We start from the raw sequence: 1,982 nt of genomic DNA, 5'->3' as shown, positions 1-1,982 counted from the left end.
TAGAGGGGGGAGTGATTATGCATCGCGTTCCAGGTTTTGAGTGGTATCTAATCCTAGAACGTGACCTCCCCTCTTTTCTACAATCCCCACCTAGACTGCTTTTCACTTCTTTTGTCAGTCAATCAGGATGCTCACCTAAGTCCTCCTAATCTTTGCTGTGATAGCCTTATACCTCATACCCCATTAGCTAACCAGTGCCCATTGGGTAAACTGCTCATCTACAACACTCAATTTTTACCACTCCACCATAAAAACTAAATTTCTTCTCTTCTTCATATTTTCTTTAGGAATGACCTCTTAAACCTCACCGCTGACGTGGACAATTACTTCCCGTTGATGGGGCCGTTGCCGATGCTCCCAAAGAAAAACTCCTTGCCAAGTGCCCAAGCCTAAACGACCATTGACAATGGGAATTTGTTCACTGGTTTTGGTTAACGCAGACCGGATATGGGCCGGCATATCGTCCAAACCTTCCGTGCTATGGCGGTAACGACGGCCATCCTCTGGCACCAATTGGGAAAAGAAGATAGCCAGATCCGTCAACACATCGGGGTCAGCATTTTCTTGAATAATTAACGAGGCGGAAGTATGGCGTACAAATACGGTGCAAAGTCCTGTTTTAACGCCGGAATGTTGCACCACCGCCTGAATTTTACTAGTGAAATTGTGGAGACTTTTGCCCTGGGTGGCAATGGCTAAAATTTCTTGGTGTTGGCGGAAAGTAGAGGTGGAAGAAATCATTTTATTGACTGGTTATTGACTGAAAAATGTGGAATAAACTCAAGGTTATAGTTAGATAAGTTGCCATTATTTTAAGCAAATTGAGTAAATAGCCACAAGCGTGGGTAGTTCACCCTAAGGCAATAAAGTGCGTGCAAAACTTGGCTAAAAATCAATTTTTCCCTAATTGGTTGTCCCATTAGTAAGCTAAACTGCCCTATCAAACAAGACCCGGGTTGACGGGTATCAGTTAGAGCGCTTTTGTTGATTGCGGCTCTCCTGCCAGGTGTTGCCAATGCCCTGGATAATGCCTTTCCCCACCAGACCGATCGCCCGGCCGACTACCTGGGTGAGTAGGAACACCACACCGTTGCCCAAGAACTCAATTACCGACCTGACCCGGGGAGAAAGGGCATCGCGACATTCTAAGACAATGGTGACAAACCAAGGCACTGCCCGTAGTTGAGCCAATTCCTGTTGCCGGGGAGCATAAACCTGGGTGGCCACAATCCCGGCGGGGGTGAGATACAACAGGGTATGTTGACTTTCAAAAATTTGTTTGGGGTTGAGCCAGTAACGACTAAATTGATAGTACCAAGCTAGATCATTACGGAACCGAGCCACCTGCCGAGAGGAAAGCATGGAATGTTCATAAAGGGCAAGTTTAATGGCTTCGTGGTCAGCAAAATAGTTCAAAATAAAAACCATGGTGCTGTTAGCCAATTGAATAACTAGATTCTGGGCATATAGATCGCTATACTGCTTTGCTTCGGGAGATCCTAAAGGGTATGCTTTTTGATTTACCACCAAGGGATCAGCAAACAGAAGGTGGTGAAAAAGGGGCACGACAAAGGGAATTTTAATTAATTTTTCCCGACAAATAATGGGCTGATAAACTTCTAATAAAGATTGAATTTGCTCGAGACTAAACTCGCTTTTGGGTTGACAGTATTTACCAAAAAAAATCAGGCTTAAAGACCGCCACATTTCACCCACAATGGATAGACAATTTTCCGGTAACTGGGCTGGGGTAATCCTTAGGGCTTGGAGTTCGTTGATGGTGGTTTCCAGTTGTTGTTGCCCCAGGGAAAGGAGTTCCTGACGTTTGAGGGGCTGGAGAATGTCTAACTCCAGGGGGATAGAGGTGAGATTTTCCACCTGCAGGGGCATTTGTTGGAGAATTTGCCCCAGGGCACTGAGGTTACCAGGGGGACGGAGGGTAATGGCCCTAACTCCAGAGCGGCGGGGAGTTGGGGCTGTCT

2 protein-coding genes are annotated in these 1,982 nt (G+C 46.2%); both read right to left on the bottom strand.

The window, feature by feature from the left end:
• Nucleotides 1-297: 297 nt before the first annotated feature.
• Complete coding sequence (locus IQ217_RS18660; RefSeq protein WP_194021418.1) at nucleotides 298-741, bottom strand: secondary thiamine-phosphate synthase enzyme YjbQ; 444 nt, start codon at nucleotides 739-741, stop codon at nucleotides 298-300.
• A gap of 225 nt (nucleotides 742-966) precedes the next feature.
• On the bottom strand, nucleotides 967-1,982 hold a 1,016-nt coding region (locus IQ217_RS18655; RefSeq protein ID WP_194021416.1), incomplete at its 5' end, for a DUF3685 domain-containing protein.

The sequence above is a fragment of the Synechocystis salina LEGE 00031 genome, from assembly GCF_015207985.1.
GTDB lineage: Bacteria > Cyanobacteriota > Cyanobacteriia > Cyanobacteriales > Microcystaceae > Synechocystis > Synechocystis salina.
This window is presented reverse-complemented; position numbering and strand designations above follow the sequence as displayed.

Coding starts and splice junctions, on each gene's coding strand:
- IQ217_RS18660 (WP_194021418.1), bottom strand. CDS start 741: ATGATTTCTTCCACCTCTACTTTCCGCCAACACCAAGAAATTTTAGCC.